This window comes from Streptomyces sp. NPDC090499 (assembly GCF_044769305.1).
Lineage (GTDB): Bacteria > Actinomycetota > Actinomycetes > Streptomycetales > Streptomycetaceae > Streptomyces.
Genome location: NZ_JBIVXP010000004.1, coordinates 511,151 through 526,686, shown reverse-complemented (window position 1 = coordinate 526,686; position 15,536 = coordinate 511,151). Strand labels below are relative to the sequence as shown.

Sequence of the window (15,536 nt, the reverse complement as noted above, 5' to 3'; positions counted from 1 at the left end):
CACCGGCGGGCGCCGGAGTCTTGTCCGCCGGCGCCCGCTGCTGTTGCATGGCGCCGGGTTGCCAAGGGGAGAACGAGGACAGTGACCGTTCAGGACAAGGGGCAGCTGGACGCGCAGTACGGCCTGCTGACGAGCATCGCGCAGGAGGCGGGGGTGTCGCTCAGCACCGTGTCCAAGGTGGTGCACCGGCGCCGTGACGTGGGCGCGAAGACCCGGTCCCGGGTCGAGGAACTGCTGGAGCAGCACGGGTACGTGCGCTCCTGGGACCGTGAGTCCGCCGCGTCCCGGCAGATCATCGCCGTCTTCCGGGACCTGTCGGGCCCGTACACCCTGGAGGTCGTCCGCGGCATCGTGGACGCGGCCGGTGAACTCGACGTCGACGTGGTGACCGGGACCACGAGCCGGCGGTCCATCTCCCAGTGGCTGGAGGAATGTGTGGCGCTCGGCGCCGCCGGGCTGATCATCGTGATCTCGATGCTGGCCGAGGACGACCAGCGGCGGATCGTCGAGCAGCGACTGCCGGTGGTGCTGGTGGACCCGCTGAGCGCGCCGTCGGCCGACATCCCGAGCATCGGGGTGACGAACTGGAGCGGGGCCAGGGAGGCGGTCCAGCACCTCCTCGGCCTGGGCCACACCAGGATCGCCATGGTCGCGGGGCGCTCGCACTCGCTGGCCGGCGCGGCGCGGCTGCACGGCTACCGGGCGGCGCTGGAGGAGGCGGGCATCGGCTACGACCCGGCGATCGTGGGTTCGACCGACTTCGACTACGACGAGGCGCTCGCCGTCGGCCTCAGAATCCTGCGTACCGGGGACCCGCCCACGGCGGTCTTCGCGGCCAGTGACGCCCAGGCGCTCGGGGTGCTGGAAGCCGCCCGGCAGCTGGGGCTGCGGGTGCCGGACGACCTGGCGGTGATGTCCTTCGACGACACCCTGGTGGCGGCCATGGCGTCCCCGCCGCTGAGCGCGGTGCGCCAGCCGTTCGAGGAACTGGGACGCGAGGCCACCCGGGTGCTGCTGTCGGCGGCCGAAGGGCGCCCGCCCGCCTCCCCGCGCATCGAACTGGCCACGGAGCTGATCCTCCGCGCCTCCACGTCCGCCCCGCGCAGCGCGCGCTGAGCGGCACGCAAGCGCGGACGGTCCCGTGTCGAGACCGCCCGCCCCGCGGTGCACGCCCGGCCTCAGTCCCTCTCGACCACCGCCGGCACTCCGTGCTGCCGTACGACGCTCGCGTCCCGCTGCTCGCCCACGAGCCGGACGCCCGCCTCGTTCGGGGTGTCCCCGCTGGAGGACCCGGCGCAGAGCAGGATCTCGCCGGGCTCGACGATGCGTCGGCCGTCCAGACCGGTGAAGGCCAGGCGGTCGGTGTGGACGTCGAAGCGGACGGTCGCCTCCGCGCCCGGCTCCAGCGGCACCTTGGCGAAGGCCAGCAGGGCCCGGACCGGCCGGGTGACCTGGGCGACCGGGTCGGTGAAGTACACCTGGACGGTCTCGGCGCCCGCCACGGCTCCGGTGTTCCGCACCCGCACGGAGACCTTGAACTCGCCGTCCGTGGGCACCTGTTCGCGGTCGACCGCCAGCCCGTCGATCTCGAACGACGTGTACGACAGGCCGTGCCCGAAGGGGAACGCCGGGCTCGGGTCCAGGTTGGACAGCCAGCTCTGCCGGTCGCCCAGCGGCGGGTGCAGGTAGGTGTACGGCTGTCCGGCGGGCGAGTGCGGAATCTGCACCGGCAGCCTGCCGCTGAAGTTCGCCCTGCCGGACAGGAGTTCGGCCACCGCCCGGCCGCCTTCCTCGCCCGGCAGGAAGACCTGCGCCATGGCCGCCGTACCGGCCGCGAACCGCCCCACGGCGTACGGACGGCCGCTGACGACGACGAGGACGACGGGCCTGCCCGTCGCGAGCACCGCCTCGACCAGTTCCTCCTGCACGCCCGGCAGCCGCAGGTCCTCGACGTCGCAGCCCTCGCCCGAGGTGCCGATGCCGAACATGCCGGGCCTGTCGCCGACGACCAGGACGGTGAGGTCGGCCGCGCGACTCGCCTCCACCGCGGCCGGAATGCCGCCCCGGTCCTCGTCGCGTATCGGGCACCCGGGCTCGAACAGCCATTCCACGTCCGGGAGTTCATCGGCCAACGCGGCCCGCAGCGACACCGCCTCCACACCGTTGCCGAGGTCCTCGCGGTCGGAGAGGACGTGGTTGGGGAAGCTGTAGCAGCCGAACATCGTGCGGACGTCGTCGGCGCACGGGCCGATCAGCGCGATCCGGCCGGCCGAGGACAGCGGGAGACCCCCGTCGTTGTGCAGCAGCACGGCACTGGACCGGGCCACGGCGTGTGCGAGTCGTCGGTTCTCCGGCTTGTCCAGATCCAGGGTCCGGGTTCCCTCGCGCAGGGCGGGCGGCTCCGGATCCCAGCCGGCGTCGAGGAGCCCGAGGGCGGCCTTCTGGCGGAGCACCCGCCGCACGGCCCGGTCGACGTCGGCCTCGTCGGCCTCCCCCCTTCCTACCGCGTCGACCAGCGACGCGCCGAATCCGCGCTGGTCGGGCAGTTCGACGTCCAGGCCCGCACGCAGGGCCAGCGCCCCGGCGCCCGGCAGGTCGGCGGCCACCCGGTGGGCGCTCACCAGGAACGGCAGCGACCAGTAGTCGGAGACGACGGTGCCCTGGAAACCCCACTGCTCGCGCAGCACCCCGGTCAGCAGCCGGCGGCTGGCGGCGGGGGCCTCGCCGTCGATCTCGGCGTAGGAGTTCATGACCGAGCCCACTCCGGCGGCGACGACCCGCTCGAAGGGCGGCAGGACGACGTCGGCGAGCTCGCGAGGGCCGATCCCGACCGGAGCGTGGTTGCGGCCGCCCATGGAGGAGGAGTACCCGGCGAAGTGCTTGAGAGTGGCGTACACCCCGGCGCCCTGCAGCCCGAGGACGTACGCCTCGCCCATCTCCCCCACCAGGTACGGGTCTTCGCCGTACGTCTCCTCGCAGCGCCCCCAGCGGTAGTCGCGGATGACGTCGACGACCGGGGCGAGGCCCTGGTGGACACCGGCGGCGGCCATGTCCGCGCCGATGGCGGCGCCGACCCGGCGGACCAGGGCGGGGTCGAAGGTGGCGGCCATGGCCAGGGAGGTGGGGTAGATGGTGGCGCCGTAGGCGGTGAAGCCGGTGAGGCACTCGTCGTGGGCCATCGCCGGGATGCCGAAGCGGCTCCGCCTCATGATCCGGCGCTGGCGTGCGGCCAGCAGGCGGGCGTGTTCCAGGGCGGGGCGGGGGACCGTGCCGTAGGGGCGGGTGAGCTGGCCGAGGCCGTGCCGGGCGGTCTCGTCGAGGTCGCCGACGCGCCCGAACAGGTTCGTTCCGGGGGCTACTTCGGGCCCGGCCGGTTCGACGTCCTCCCAGGCGCTGCTGAGCTGGGCGATCTTCTCCGCCAGGGTGAGCCTCGCCAGCAGCGCCTCGACGCGTTCGTCGACCGGGCGGGTGTGGTCGGACCAGGGCCGGTCGTCTCCCGCCGGGGAGAGATCGGCGTGGTTGTCCGGCGTGGTGGTCGTCATGCACGACTCCTCGTGGGGGTGGTCACTTGGGCATGCCGAGGGCGGCCGGCGACCCTGTGGTCCCGGCCGATTCCCTCTGCGTGTTGGCTACTTGGAGAATCCGGCGGTCAGTCCGGCGACCAACTGGCGCCTGGCGAGGACGAACACGACCAGCATGGGCAGGGTGGAGAGGACGACCGCCGCCATGGTCGCCGGCACGTTGATGCCGAACTGCCCCCGGTAGAGGGTCAGCGCCAGCGGCAGGACGGCCTTGTCGCCGCTCTGGGTGAGGATGAGGGGGAAGAGGAAGCCGTTCCAGACCTGGAGGCCGTCGTAGACGGCGACCGTCACCAGCGCGGGCCGGGCCAGCGGGGCGGCGAGCGAGACCAGCATCCGCCAGTCGCCGGCGCCGTCGACGACCATCGCCTCGAACAGCGAACGCGGCACGTCCCGCAGGAAGCTGACCAGGATCATCACGGTGACCGGCAGCGCGAACGCCGCCGAGGGCAGCACGATCGCGAGCAGGCTGTCGTACATGTGCATGCGGATGATCAGCAGGTACACCGGGATGATCACCGCCTGGAGCGGGATCGCCAGGCCCAGGAGGTAGAGGCGGAAGGTCAGCCGGGACCAGGGGTTGGTGTAGCGGACGATCGAGAACGCGGCCATCAGGGCGACGACCATGACGATCGCCACCGCGGCGGCGGTGACGACCACGCTGTTGAGCAGGTAGGTGGTGAAATCGCCGTCGAGGACGGTCCGGTAGTTGCCCAGGGTCGGACGGCCGGGCAACGCCAGGGGGCTGCCCGTGGTGAAGTCGGCCTGGCCGCGGAGGCTGGTCACGACCACCCAGTACAGGGGTACGACGACCAGCGCGGTCCACAGCAGGGTGGCGCCGCCGGTGGCGGTACGGCGCAGGGTCGCGACGACGGTGCTCACATGCCCTCCTGCTGGCTGTCCATCCGGGTGAAGCCGGACAGGCGGGTGGTCAGCAGCGACAGCCCGAGGCCGAAGACCACCAGAAGCGTCGCCAGCGCGCTGGCCCGGCCCATGTCGTGGACCTGGAAGCCCGTGATGTACATGGCCAGCGGCAGCACCCGGGTCGCGGTGCCCGGACCGCCGGTGCCGCCGGACAGGACGTAGATCAGGTCGAAGTAGGTCAGCGAGCCCACCAGCATGAGCGTGCTCGACGTGACGAACGTGTACTTCAGCTGCGGCAGGGTGATCCGCAGGAACCGGGTGCCGGGGCCGGCGCCGTCGATGGCGGCGGCCTCGTAGAGCGACACCGGGATCTGCCGCACACCGGCCTGGTAGAGCAGCGCGTGGAACGGCACGAACTGCCAGGCGATCACGAAGATCACCGTGTACAGCGCCAGGTCGGGCGAGCCGAGCAGGGGCTTGGCCAGCCAGTGCAGCCCGGGGGCGGCGCCGATGCCGAAGGACGGGTCGAGCAGCGCCTGCCAGGTCAGACCGATCGCCACGGCGGACAGCAGCAGCGGCAGGAACCAGACCACGGCGAAGAACGCCCGCAGCCGGCCCCGGGGGGCCTGGAAGACGCCGAGCGCCAGGGCCAGCGGTGTCTGGACCAGCCAGCTGACCACCATCACCTTGACGGTGAGCCACAGCGCCTGCCAGGTGGAGCCGTCGGTCAGGACGCCGGTCCAGTTGGTGAGTCCGGCCCATCCGATCGAGCCGAGGCCGTCCCAGCGGGCGAGGCTGAGCACCAGCACACCGACCAGCGGGACCAGGCCGAACAGGCCGAACAGGAGCAGGGCGGGCGCGGCCATCAGCAGACCGCTGAAACGGCGGCGGCGCCCACCACGGGCCGTGCCCGGCCGCGCCCTGTGGGACGCGACCGGCCGCGACGTACGCACCACGGTGGCCACTACTGCGCCACCTTGCTCATGTTGGTGCCGAACTGCTCGGGTGTGATCTGTCGCAGGAACGACTTGTCCACGTTGGTCAGCAGCGGGTCGGCCTGGTCGGAGGAGAGGGCCTGGTCCCAGGACAGCTGGAAGTTCGGCGAGTTCTGCACCAGGTCGTAGACGAAGCTGAGCCACTTCTTGTCGTCGGCCGACTTCACCGCCGCCAGCTTGGCGTCCAGCTTGTTGACCGGGGGCACGCTGCCGGCCGCCAGGTAGGCGTCGACCTGGGAGTCGTTCAGGACGTAGTTCTTGAAGTAGGTGAGCGCCGCCGACTTGTTCCTGCTCTTCGAGTTCAGCGACAGGAAGTTCGACGGGTTGCCGACGATGTCCTTCGCGTCGCCCTTGCCGCCCGACAGCGCCGGGAAGGCGACATAGCCGAGGTCCTTCTTCACGAAGTCCGGCGCGGCCTTGACCAGGTTCGCGTACTCCCAGGTGCCCATCAGCTCCATGCCGGCCTTGCCGGTGTAGAGCAGGGCCGTGGAGGCGCCCTGGTCGTAGCTGACGGAGGAGGCGCTGTCGCCGAAGGCACCGGCCTTGGCGAGTTCCTGGAGGCGGGTGTCGGCCGCGGTGACCGAGGCGTCCTTCCAGCCGGCCGCGTTCCCCGAGGCGATCCCGTCGAACACGTCCGAGCCGCCCTCGCGGTCCAGCAGGTACTCCAGGTACATCAGCGTCGGCCACTTGGAGTTCGCCGCGAGGGATATCGGGGTGACGCCCGCGCCCTTGAGCTTCTTCACGTCCGCCAGCAGGTCGTCGTACGTCTTCGGGGGCTCGACGCCCGCGTCCTTGAGGACCTTCTTGTTGTAGTAGAGGACCACCGGGGCGAGGCCGTTGGCGGGCACGCCGTAGACCTGGCCGTCGAAGGTGGCGCTCTTCAGGACGCTCGGCGTGAACCGCAGCAGGTCCACCTGGGCGTCGGTGAGGGTGTCGACCTTGCCGGCCTTGACGTAGTCGTCCAGCGCGCCGCCGCCCCAGCTGAAGAAGATGTCGGGGGCCTGGTTCGCGCCGAAGGCCACGCGCAGCTTCTGCTTGTAGTCGTCGCCGGCGAACAGCCGCAGCGTGATCTTCTCGTCGGGGTGGTCCTTGTTGTAGGCGTCCACCGACTCCTTGAGGATCGTCTGGTCGTTGAGCGCCCACATCGTCAGGCCCTTCGACGACGAACCCGAGGACGAGCCGGCCGGCCCCGAAGTCCCGCACGCGGCAAGGGACATGGCTGCCACGACGACGATCGCGACACCGATCCCGCGGCGCACTCCCGGAATGCCCGCACCGCTTTCCCCGCTCATTCCTGGTGCCGGAAATCCGCGCATAATCTGCCTCTCTTCTCTCGGCATGCCGTAGTCACGCGCCAGGCAGATGGGCGACTGGTGCGAAAAGCTTTCGGACGTCATCACCGCGGACGGCCTGCCTGCTGGACCGGGACACTGACACGGAATTCACGGCCCGGACAAGGAGGAGAAATTCCTCGGTTACGAAACACTTTCGCGTGCCGCCACGGCACACACCGCCGCCGTGAGCACGCCGGCCACCCGGCGGACGGCGCCGAAGAAGAAGGACCGGCCGTCATCGAGGGGGATCGTGTCCGCACGCAGCGGCGAACAAGCATCCCGAGCGAGGGAGCACCAAGACGCGCAAGGCGTACGGCGCTGTGCCGTACGACACCCTTGGGATCGTCCTCGCCAAGGTCAAGGTCATCGCGCGGTACTACTGGGAGACCGGCGATCACAAGTACAAGCTCGCAGACACCGACGACAGGATCGGCGCGATCACGGCGTTCCGGCAGGGTGTCAACACATACCCGGACGCGTTGAACCGAGTATGACGGAGCACTCCATGGCATGGGACGAGACGGGCCTGTCCGGTCTGCAGGCGCAGCTGGCGCACGAAATGCTGAGCCGTGTCACCGCCTTCACGTTCGGACCGGAAGTGCGGCTCGTCCGAGGTGTGGTGGCCTCCCCGGACCGCCCCGGCACGGGCCGCGTCGTCCTCTGGGACGGGCAGCGGCTCGACAGCTCCGTCGCTTTCGACGTGCCGCTCACGGACACCCAGGGCGGGAACATCCCCTCGGAGGATCTCGCCGCCGCCCTGCGCGGCGTGGCGACGGACTGCTCGGAGCGCGAGATCGAGGCGGCACCGCGCGACGCCTTCGGGATCCCCGTGATCGACGCATCCGCCCCCGTGCACGCCTTCGTCGCCGAGCCGCGCTTCACGGTGCCGGACGCACTGCACGCCGCAGCGGCTGTGTTCTCCCTCCCCCCGGAGCCGGAAGAACCCCCGGAACTGCGCCTGCGCGGTTTCCTCCTTCTCGACCGGACGAGGTGCCGCCTCTACCTGGACACCCCCGAATCACAGGACGCACCACCGTTCGGCATCGACCTCCCCCTCCAAGACGAGAAAGGCTCCGTCACGGTCGGGGCAACAGCGCTGCACACCGCACTCCCGGTCCTTCTCCTGAGCGAGCTGGACCGCATCCGCAAGGACGTCCAGGACCCCTACTGCCACACCGTCCACGACTTGGCGGACTGGCTCACAGGCAACTGACCGCAGGGCCCACGGAGCCATCGGCCGACGGAGCGGGCCCGGCCTGCGGGGACCGACGCAGGACCAGGTATCAGCGGATTCATAGCTGCGGCGCCGCCCCACGCAGCCGATCACGCGCGGCCTTCAGCAGGCCCTGTGACCACTCCGCACGCGTGACGCCCTCGGGCGGTCCCACCGACTCGGCCTGGCCGGCACCCAGCGCTCTGGCGATCGCCTCCACCGCGAGACGCCGCATGAGGTCGTCGTCGTACTCACCGCGGCCTTGCTCGGCCGGCTTCAGCAGGGCGCGGAGCAGTTCGGCGTCGAACGCGTCGCGCAGAACTTCCCCGGCGCCCGCGACCGCAGCCATGAACGCGCGGCGTCACCCAGGTCCCACTCGGGAGAGCCCAGCAGCTCGGTGATCTCCTCGGCTCCGGAGGGGTTGGCTTCGCACCGTGCGGGACGTCCCAGGCATGGTGGACTGCAGATGCACACCCGTGTGCTCAACCGAACGCGGCCAGGGAGACCGGCTGCCACTGGCGCCAGGTGTTCAGGCGCTCCTCGTAGAGACCGGCGACATCGGTGAAGGACCTGCCGAGGAAGATCCTCAGTGGAGGCTGGTCCGCGTCGACGATCCGAAGAACGGCGTCGCGGGTCGCGCGCGGGTCGCCGACTTCGAAGTCCGGTGCGGTGGCCGCGTGGACGTCGGTGTAGTCCGGGTGCGGCTCACTGTGCCGGGCCCCGCGGGCCAGCCAGTCGGTGGCATAGGGACCGGGCTCGACGTTGGTGACGTGGATGCCGAAGGCCGCCACTTCCTGCGCCAGGGACTCCGACAGCCCCTCAAGAGCCCATTTGGAGGCGTGGTAGGCGCCGATGCCGGGAAACGCACGTACGCCTCCCTCACTGGTCACCTGCAGGATCCTTCCCGATCGTTGCGACCGCATGAAGGGCAGCACGGCCTGCGTGACCCACACCGCGCCGAAGAAGTTGGTCTCCATCTGGGCCCGGAGGTCGTCCTCGTCCACCTCTTCGACCATGCCGAAATGCCCGTAGCCGGCGTTGTTGACCGCGATGTCCAGCGAACCGAAATGCGAGTGGGCGCGCCGCACCGCCTCATGCACCGCGGCGCGGTCGGTGACGTCGAGCCGGAGGGGCAGTACCGCGTCCCCGTACCGCTCGGCCAGCGGGGTCAGCCGGCTGAAGTCCCGGGCTGTCGCCGCGACGTGATCGCCGCGTTCGAGCGCCGCTTCAGTCCACTCGCGGCCGAACCCCCTCGAACTGCCCGTGATGAACCACGTCTTCGCCATGACCGGTACTCCCTGTGTGCGGCTTGCGGCTTGCCTGCTGTTGCCCCTCCATCGTGTTGCCGACCGAGGCATTCCACCAGCGAAGGTCTTTCATGGAAGACATGCGATTCCGGAATGTGTCAGGGTGACGGCATGGCCGACTTCACCCTCACCGGTCTCCGCGTCGTCCAGGCCGTGGTCGACACCGGATCGTTCACCGCGGCGGCCGACGCACTCGGATACACGCAGTCAGCGGTGTCCCGTCAGGTGGCGGCGATGGAAGCCGCCGCGGGCGCACCGCTGTTCGTCCGGGGCGCCCGCGGGGTGGCCCCCTCCCCCGCAGGCATGATCCTGGCCCGCCGGGCCGCGACGGCCCTCAACGAGATCGACGCCGTCAGCACAGACCTCGCCGGACTCCAGGACCATGTCACCGGACGGGTCACCATCGCGGCGTTCCCCTCGGCCGCCGCCGTGCTCGTCCCCAGGACACTGGCCCGCCTCGGAAGCGAACACCCGGGTCTGATCGTCGAGTTCGGCGAGGCGTCCTCGCCCACGCAGCTTCGCCAACTCCGCGCCCACCGCATCGACGTCGCGGTGATCGGCATGGGACCGGACCTGCCCGCCTACGATGTCGAGGGACTGCGCCGCGACCTGCTCCTCGACGGCGGCCTTCTCCTCGCCGTCCCTGCCGACCACCGGTTCGCCGGCCGCGGAACCGTCCCGGTGACCGAGCTGCGGGACGAACCCTGGATCGTCGGCAAAGGTCTGCGTGACGACCCCCAGTTCGGCGCCTGGCCGACCCTCGACCACCCGCGGATCGCCTACGCGGCCCGCGAATGGCCCACTCGCCTCGGCCTCGTCGCCACCGGTCTCGGCATCGCCGTACTCCCCGAAGTAGCCGCAGCCGCGGTCCCCGCCGGAGTCCGCACCGTCCACGTCGACGACCCCGCCTGGCTCGGCCGAGCCGTCGTCGCCGTCACGGTCCGCGACCGCTCTCCCGAGGTGACGGCCACCGTGGAGGCGCTGCGCCACGAGGCCGCGCAGCTTCGTGCGGCGCCATGACACCGCAGCAGGCGTCTGTCCAGGGTGGCAAGCATCTCCGCGCTGGAGCACGGGTCCTGCCGGCACACTGCCCCGCGGCGCGGTCGCGGAGAACGCACCGACCGTCACCAGCACGGCGGTGACGGAGACGGCATCGAGCTTGGTGCGCATGGCGTGGGGAACCTGCTTGCGACAAGGAGTTCATGGAGTCCGTGGATGACCGTCACAACCGGTCAGTGAGGTCGAGGTCGAGGTCGGCGGCACGGCTCCGGCTAGTCCGGGCGGGGGCCCGCTTCTCCGGCGACCGTGCGCAGCAGCGGGCGGCTCGCCGCGCTCGCGCCGGCCAGCCCCGCGAAGCCCAGCGCCAGGCAACCGGCGAGGAGCAGTGCGCTACGGCCGTCCAGGTGCGGGGCGCCCCCGGCGAGCGTCAGCGGCGCCGCACAGAACACCCCCGTGAGCACCGCGCCGCCCGCGAGCACGGCGGCCGGCAGCACCGACTCCGTACGCCTGGCCGTGTCGAGGACCCGCAACGGCGTGCCCGCGAGGTGCAGCAGGCCGTACGTGCGGCGGCGGTCCAGGACGGAGGAGGCGGCCGTGATGGCCGTGGCGGCGATGGCGATGGCGAAGCTCGCACCGAGCACGGCCGACGTCACGAGGTGGAAATCGCGGTCGAACTGCCGTGACTGCCAGGCGACATCGGTACCGGTGACCGGGTACTGGCCGGGCGCCAGGCCGGTGAGCACGCCGCGCGCCGCGTCCAGTCGGCCAGGGTCGGTGACGGTCGCGGTGACCTGGCGCTCGCCGTCTCCGCCCGCGCCGGTGGCGACCCAGTCGTCGTTCGTGCCGACGGTCGCGGGGATGCCCGCGCGCTCCAGGCGTGCGGTGGCCTGCTGCCGTACGGCGGCGACGCGCTCCTTCGGCACGGACAGCGCGAGCTGGTCCGCACTGCCCCACGGTGAGGCGCCGCCAAGGCTGAACAGCGCGAAGAAACCGGCCACGAAGGCCGCCAGCGTCAGCGCCGACACCGCACGCCACACCGACTTGGGGTCGTCGAGCAGGCGGCGCCCCGCGAGCAGCGTCGCCGGTCGCCGCGCCGACCCGGCGACGAGAGCGCCGAGTACCCCGACCACCCAGGGACCGATGACGGACAGTGCGGCGAAGACGGCTGCGCAGCAGTACACCACCGCGTCGATGTCCATCGACCTGCCCTTGGACAGCAGCCCGTAGCCGGCCAGTACGGCGACGAACAGCAGTGCGCGTACGGCCTTCAGACGGGGGGTGCGCGAGCGGCGTACGACTCCGAGCGGGCCCACGACCACCTGCCGCAGCCCCGCCAGCGCGCTGGCCGCCACCATCAGCACCACGCCGGCGAGCACGGCGAGCAGGACTCCCGTACCGACCCAGAGATCGGAGACGTACCAACTGCCGCCCGCCAGGGGGACCTCGGCCGCGAGCGGCAGCAGAACCGCATAGCCCAGCGCGCCCGCGACGGCCCCTGCCGTGCCGGTCAGCGCCGCCTCGGCCACCGCGATCCCCGCGATGCGGCCCGGCGCGGCGCCCAGCAGCCGCAGCGTGGCCAGCCGGGTGTCGCGACGGGAGACGGACAGCCGGGCCGAGGAGGCGCCGAGCACGAGCAGCGGCACGATCAGCAAGGCCGTGGCGATCTTCACCAGGGCCTGGTACTGCGCGCCGAGGCCGTCCGCCGTGCGCTTCCCCGCGAAGTCCGCGACGGGCGTGGGCGTGACGATGTCCCCCGGACGGCGCGGGTCGGTGCCGCGTCTCACGGTCATCGCCGGGTCGTCGGCGCGGTGCCCGACGACGGCCACCTTCTCGCCGGGGTCGACCAGCGCGGCGCGGCCGAGCGTGCCGGTCGTGCTCCTGCCGCCGGGCAGCTCGCCGAGCGCGGGCGAGGTCCATACCTCGCCCGGCTTCGGGAAGCGCGGCATACCGGGAGGCGCGGGCGCCTCGCCGCTCCGGCCCGGCAGCGCCGCGACATCGACGACGGTCACGGGCTCACCGCCGACGAAGGCGGTGCCCACCGCCTCGACGGCCACCGCGCGCGAGAGCCCGGCCCTGACAGGGGTACGCCAGTCGGCGTGCGCGGCGCGTGAGCCGAAGCCGAGGTTGGCGCCGACGCACAGGAGCAGCAGCGTGGTGCAGATCGCCGCGGCGGCGACGGACAGCCCGGCGCCGAGCCGGCCGAGCCGGCCGCCGCCGCGGAGCAGCCGCCAGGTCAGCGTCCAGGTGGTGCGGTCCAGGGCCCTCGCAGTCCTCATCGCACGACTCCGCCGGTCACGGCAGACGTCACGGCGGCCGTCACGGCGGACGACACGGCGGCCGTTGCACAGGTCCCGGCCGGGCCCGCGTCGGCATCCGCATCCGCATCCGCATCCGCGTCCGCGTCCCGTACGATCCGCCCGTCCCGCATCTGCACCGTACGGTCGCACCAGCGGGCCACCGCCCGGTCGTGGGTGACCACGACCAACGCCGTGTTCTGCCTCCTGGTGACCTCCGTCAGCATCCGGATCACGTCCTGTCCGGTGGCCTGGTCGAGCGCGCCCGTCGGCTCGTCGGCGAAGACGACCTCGGCACCCGCGACCAACGCCCGTGCAAGCGCCACCCGTTGGGCCTGCCCGCCGGACAGCTGGCCGGGACGGCTGTCCTCCTTGCCCGCCAGGCCCAGCGGCCCGAACCACTGGCGTGCGCGCCGCTCCGCCTCGCGCCGCGCGGTACCGCCGAGCATCAGCGGGAGCGCCACGTTCTCCACGGCCGGCAGTTCGGGCAGCAACTGCCCGAACTGGAAGACGAACCCGAAGCGGGTACGGCGCAGCTCGCTGCGGTGCGGCTCGCGCAACTGGTCGATGCGCTCGCCGTTCAGCAGTACCTGGCCGCTGTCCGGGCGTTCGATGTTCGCGAGGCAGTGCAGCAACGTCGACTTGCCGGACCCGGAGGGGCCCATCACGGCCAGCGACTCGCCCGCCCGCACGGCGATGTCCACGCCGTCGAGCGCGCGGGTGGATCCGGTGGGCCCAAAGGACTTGGACAGTCCGATGCCGCTCAGCACGGGCGGCGAAGAGGTGGTGTTCATGCGGTCCAACATCCGCTTCCGGCAGGGCCCGTCACCTCGGTCGGCCGACCGGTTCGGAGCCGCCGCGTCGTCCTTTCGGCCGAGGCCGTACGGCGGGGCCGCCCCTACGCTGCGAGACGTGCGAGACACGAGAGACACAGACGATCACACCCGGAACTCCCCGCCGCCCCACCGCACCGCCCTCACCGCGCTGGGGGTGGTCATGGCGCTGTTGTGGGTGGTCGACGTGGCCGGCGTCGCGTCCGGCGCCGGACTCGAGGGCGACGGCGCGTGGTGGAGGCTGGCACCGGGCCTCGTGGCGGCCGTCGCGTTGCTGCTGCCCGGCAGACGTCTCGCGCCGGCCTGGGGCGCGGGTGCCGCGGTGCTCGTCTCCTGGACGGTGACGCTGGTCTTCTTCACGTCCGTGACGTCGTCGCTGCCGGTCGGCTGGGGTCTGCTGGAGACGGTGTGCCTGCTGCTTCTGCTGGTGCGCACCACGAGAGACGTACCGCGGCCCTGGCTGTCCGCCACGCTGGGCACCGCACTCGCCTCCGCCGTGATCGCGGCACCGATGCGGATGGACGACGAGAGCGGCAACGTCTACTTCTCGTTCCTCCTGATCTTCTTCACGGGCGGCGCCGTGGGCATCGGCTCCTACCTCCGCAGCCTCGACGACCGCAGAAGCCGTGCCGTCACCGAGACACGTCAGAACGAACGTCTGGAACTCGCCCGCGAACTGCATGACTTCGTCGCCCACCACGTCACGGGCATCGTCGTCCAGGCCCAGGCGGCCCAGGCGATCCGCGAGATCGCGCCCGAGCAGGTGGATCCGCTGCTGCGCGGCATCGAGCAGGCCGGGGGCGAGACCCTGCAGTCGATGCGCAAGCTGGTGCGCGTGCTGCGCGACGACAGCACACGGGCGGTACGGCCGGGGGAGCTGTACGCCGAACTGGGCGAACTGGTCGCCACGTTCTCCGAACGCGACGCCCCCGCCACCCTCCAGGTCGCGGCCGAGGCCCGGCAGGCGCGGCCGGCCCCCGAGGTGGAGACCTCCGTGCGCAACGTCGTGCGCGAGGCACTGACGAACGTACGCCGCCACGCGCCGGGATCACCGTCCGTCTCCGTACGGGTCGCCCTGGCGGACGGTGCCGGTGATCACGGTGATCACGGCAGCAGCGGCGACAGCGGCGATCGCGCGGCCGCCCGGCGGCTTCGGGTCGAGGTGCACAACGCACCGCCGCCCCGGCCGGTGGCGCCGAACGCCGAACCTCTCGGCGGGCGCGGCGGCCTCGGCCTCATCGGGCTGACCGAACGCGCCCAGGCCGTCGGCGGCACGCTCCACGCGAGCCGGGCCGAGGACGGCGGCTGGAGACTGACGGCGGAGTTCCCGCTGCGCGGCGCTGTGGCAGGATCCCCCGCATGACCAACGTCGGCGGATCCAGCGCATCGGGCTCCTCGGGCGCATCGGGCGCATCGGAGGGATCAGGCGGATCAGCCGGAGCAGGCGGATCAGGCGGACCGTCGATCCGGGTCCTGATCGCCGACGACCAGGACATGGTGCGCACGGGCTTCCGGTTGATCCTCCAGACACAGCCCGGTATCGAGGTCGTGGGCGAGGCGGCCGACGGCGCGGAGTGCGTGGACCTGGCCAGGAGGCTGCGCCCCGACGTGTGCCTGGTCGACATCCGCATGCCGAAACTCGACGGGCTGGAAGTGACCCGGCTGCTCGCGGGCCCGAAGGCCGTCGATCCGCTGCGCGTGGTGGTCGTGACCACCTTCGACCAGGACGACTACGTCTACGGGGCGTTGGGCAACGGTGCCTGCGGGTTCCTGTTGAAGGACGCCGGCCCCGGACTGCTGGTGGAGGCCGTGCGGGCGGCTGCGCGCGGCGACGCGCTGATCTCGCCCTCCGTGACCGTACGGCTCCTGAGGCGGATCGGCGAGCAGCGGCCCGCCGCCGGCCGCGAGGTTACTTCCGGCCCGCTGACGGACCGGGAGTTGGATGTGGCCCGGCTGGTCGCCGACGGACGGACCAATCAGGAGCTCTGCGCCGAGCTGTGCGTCTCGCTCTCCACCGTCAAGTCCCATCTGACGAACATCCAGGTCAAGTTGGGGGTGCGGAACCGAGTGGAGATCGCGGCCTGGGCATGGCGGTGCGGCGTGGTCGGCGACCGCTGAA

The 15,536-nt window shown here is 71.8% G+C and carries 14 protein-coding genes; 6 read left to right on the top strand and 8 right to left on the bottom strand.

What is annotated here, in order from left to right; all coding sequences use genetic code 11:
* Positions 1-81: 81 nt before the first annotated feature.
* Positions 82-1,116, top strand: coding sequence for a LacI family DNA-binding transcriptional regulator (locus ACIQVL_RS18045; protein ID WP_403429017.1), 1,035 nt, complete (start codon positions 82-84; stop codon positions 1,114-1,116).
* Between the two features lie 62 nt (positions 1,117-1,178).
* Here the strand turns inward: ACIQVL_RS18045 and ACIQVL_RS18040 are convergent, their stop codons facing one another.
* From ACIQVL_RS18040 to ACIQVL_RS18025, 4 genes are all read right to left on the bottom strand, one after another.
* Positions 1,179-3,542 (bottom strand): glycoside hydrolase family 3 N-terminal domain-containing protein, encoded by a 2,364-nt coding sequence (locus tag ACIQVL_RS18040; protein ID WP_403475770.1) that lies wholly within the window; start codon positions 3,540-3,542, stop codon positions 1,179-1,181.
* Between the two features lie 87 nt (positions 3,543-3,629).
* The gene (locus ACIQVL_RS18035; RefSeq protein ID WP_403475769.1) at positions 3,630-4,460 is read right to left on the bottom strand and encodes a carbohydrate ABC transporter permease; all 831 of its coding nucleotides are present in this window, start codon (positions 4,458-4,460) and stop codon (positions 3,630-3,632) included.
* Positions 4,457-5,308, bottom strand: coding sequence for a carbohydrate ABC transporter permease (locus tag ACIQVL_RS18030; protein ID WP_403475918.1), 852 nt, complete (start codon positions 5,306-5,308; stop codon positions 4,457-4,459). The genes ACIQVL_RS18035 and ACIQVL_RS18030 overlap by 4 nt, the downstream gene beginning before the upstream one ends.
* Positions 5,309-5,406: 98 nt before the next feature.
* Positions 5,407-6,729, bottom strand: coding sequence for an extracellular solute-binding protein (locus ACIQVL_RS18025; RefSeq protein ID WP_403475768.1), 1,323 nt, complete (start codon positions 6,727-6,729; stop codon positions 5,407-5,409).
* 362 nt (positions 6,730-7,091) lie between these two features.
* Here ACIQVL_RS18025 and ACIQVL_RS18020 point away from each other — a divergent pair, with 362 nt between their 5' ends.
* Both ACIQVL_RS18020 and ACIQVL_RS18015 read left to right on the top strand, forming a co-directional pair.
* Positions 7,092-7,265: a hypothetical protein gene (locus tag ACIQVL_RS18020; RefSeq protein ID WP_403475767.1), complete on the top strand. Its 174-nt coding sequence runs from the start codon at positions 7,092-7,094 to the stop codon at positions 7,263-7,265.
* Positions 7,266-7,276: 11 nt separating this feature from the next.
* Complete coding sequence (locus tag ACIQVL_RS18015; protein ID WP_403475766.1) at positions 7,277-7,984, top strand: hypothetical protein; 708 nt, start codon at positions 7,277-7,279, stop codon at positions 7,982-7,984.
* Positions 7,985-8,063: 79 nt separating this feature from the next.
* Here ACIQVL_RS18015 and ACIQVL_RS18010 read toward each other — a convergent pair whose 3' ends face one another.
* Together ACIQVL_RS18010 and ACIQVL_RS18005 are read right to left on the bottom strand one after the other, a co-directional pair.
* Positions 8,064-8,333: a hypothetical protein gene (locus ACIQVL_RS18010; RefSeq protein WP_403475765.1), complete on the bottom strand. Its 270-nt coding sequence runs from the start codon at positions 8,331-8,333 to the stop codon at positions 8,064-8,066.
* A gap of 133 nt (positions 8,334-8,466) precedes the next feature.
* The gene (locus ACIQVL_RS18005) at positions 8,467-9,270 is read right to left on the bottom strand and encodes an SDR family NAD(P)-dependent oxidoreductase (protein WP_403475764.1); all 804 of its coding nucleotides are present in this window, start codon (positions 9,268-9,270) and stop codon (positions 8,467-8,469) included.
* A 132-nt stretch (positions 9,271-9,402) separates the two neighbouring features.
* Between ACIQVL_RS18005 and ACIQVL_RS18000 the strand changes: the two genes are divergently transcribed.
* On the top strand, positions 9,403-10,311 hold the full coding sequence (locus ACIQVL_RS18000; RefSeq protein WP_403475763.1) for a LysR family transcriptional regulator: 909 nt from the start codon (positions 9,403-9,405) through the stop codon (positions 10,309-10,311).
* 251 nt (positions 10,312-10,562) lie between these two features.
* Here ACIQVL_RS18000 and ACIQVL_RS17995 read toward each other — a convergent pair whose 3' ends face one another.
* Together ACIQVL_RS17995 and ACIQVL_RS17990 are read right to left on the bottom strand one after the other, a co-directional pair.
* Positions 10,563-12,566, bottom strand: coding sequence for an FtsX-like permease family protein (locus ACIQVL_RS17995; RefSeq protein ID WP_403475762.1), 2,004 nt, complete (start codon positions 12,564-12,566; stop codon positions 10,563-10,565).
* Positions 12,563-13,378, bottom strand: a complete 816-nt coding sequence (locus ACIQVL_RS17990; RefSeq protein ID WP_403475761.1) for an ABC transporter ATP-binding protein — start codon at positions 13,376-13,378, stop codon at positions 12,563-12,565. The genes ACIQVL_RS17995 and ACIQVL_RS17990 overlap by 4 nt, the downstream gene beginning before the upstream one ends.
* A gap of 118 nt (positions 13,379-13,496) precedes the next feature.
* Between ACIQVL_RS17990 and ACIQVL_RS17985 the strand changes: the two genes are divergently transcribed.
* Positions 13,497-14,780 (top strand): sensor histidine kinase, encoded by a 1,284-nt coding sequence (locus ACIQVL_RS17985; protein ID WP_403475760.1) that lies wholly within the window; start codon positions 13,497-13,499, stop codon positions 14,778-14,780.
* A gap of 131 nt (positions 14,781-14,911) precedes the next feature.
* Positions 14,912-15,535, top strand: coding sequence for a response regulator (locus ACIQVL_RS17980; protein WP_403429000.1), 624 nt, complete (start codon positions 14,912-14,914; stop codon positions 15,533-15,535).
* Position 15,536 lies beyond the last annotated feature (1 nt).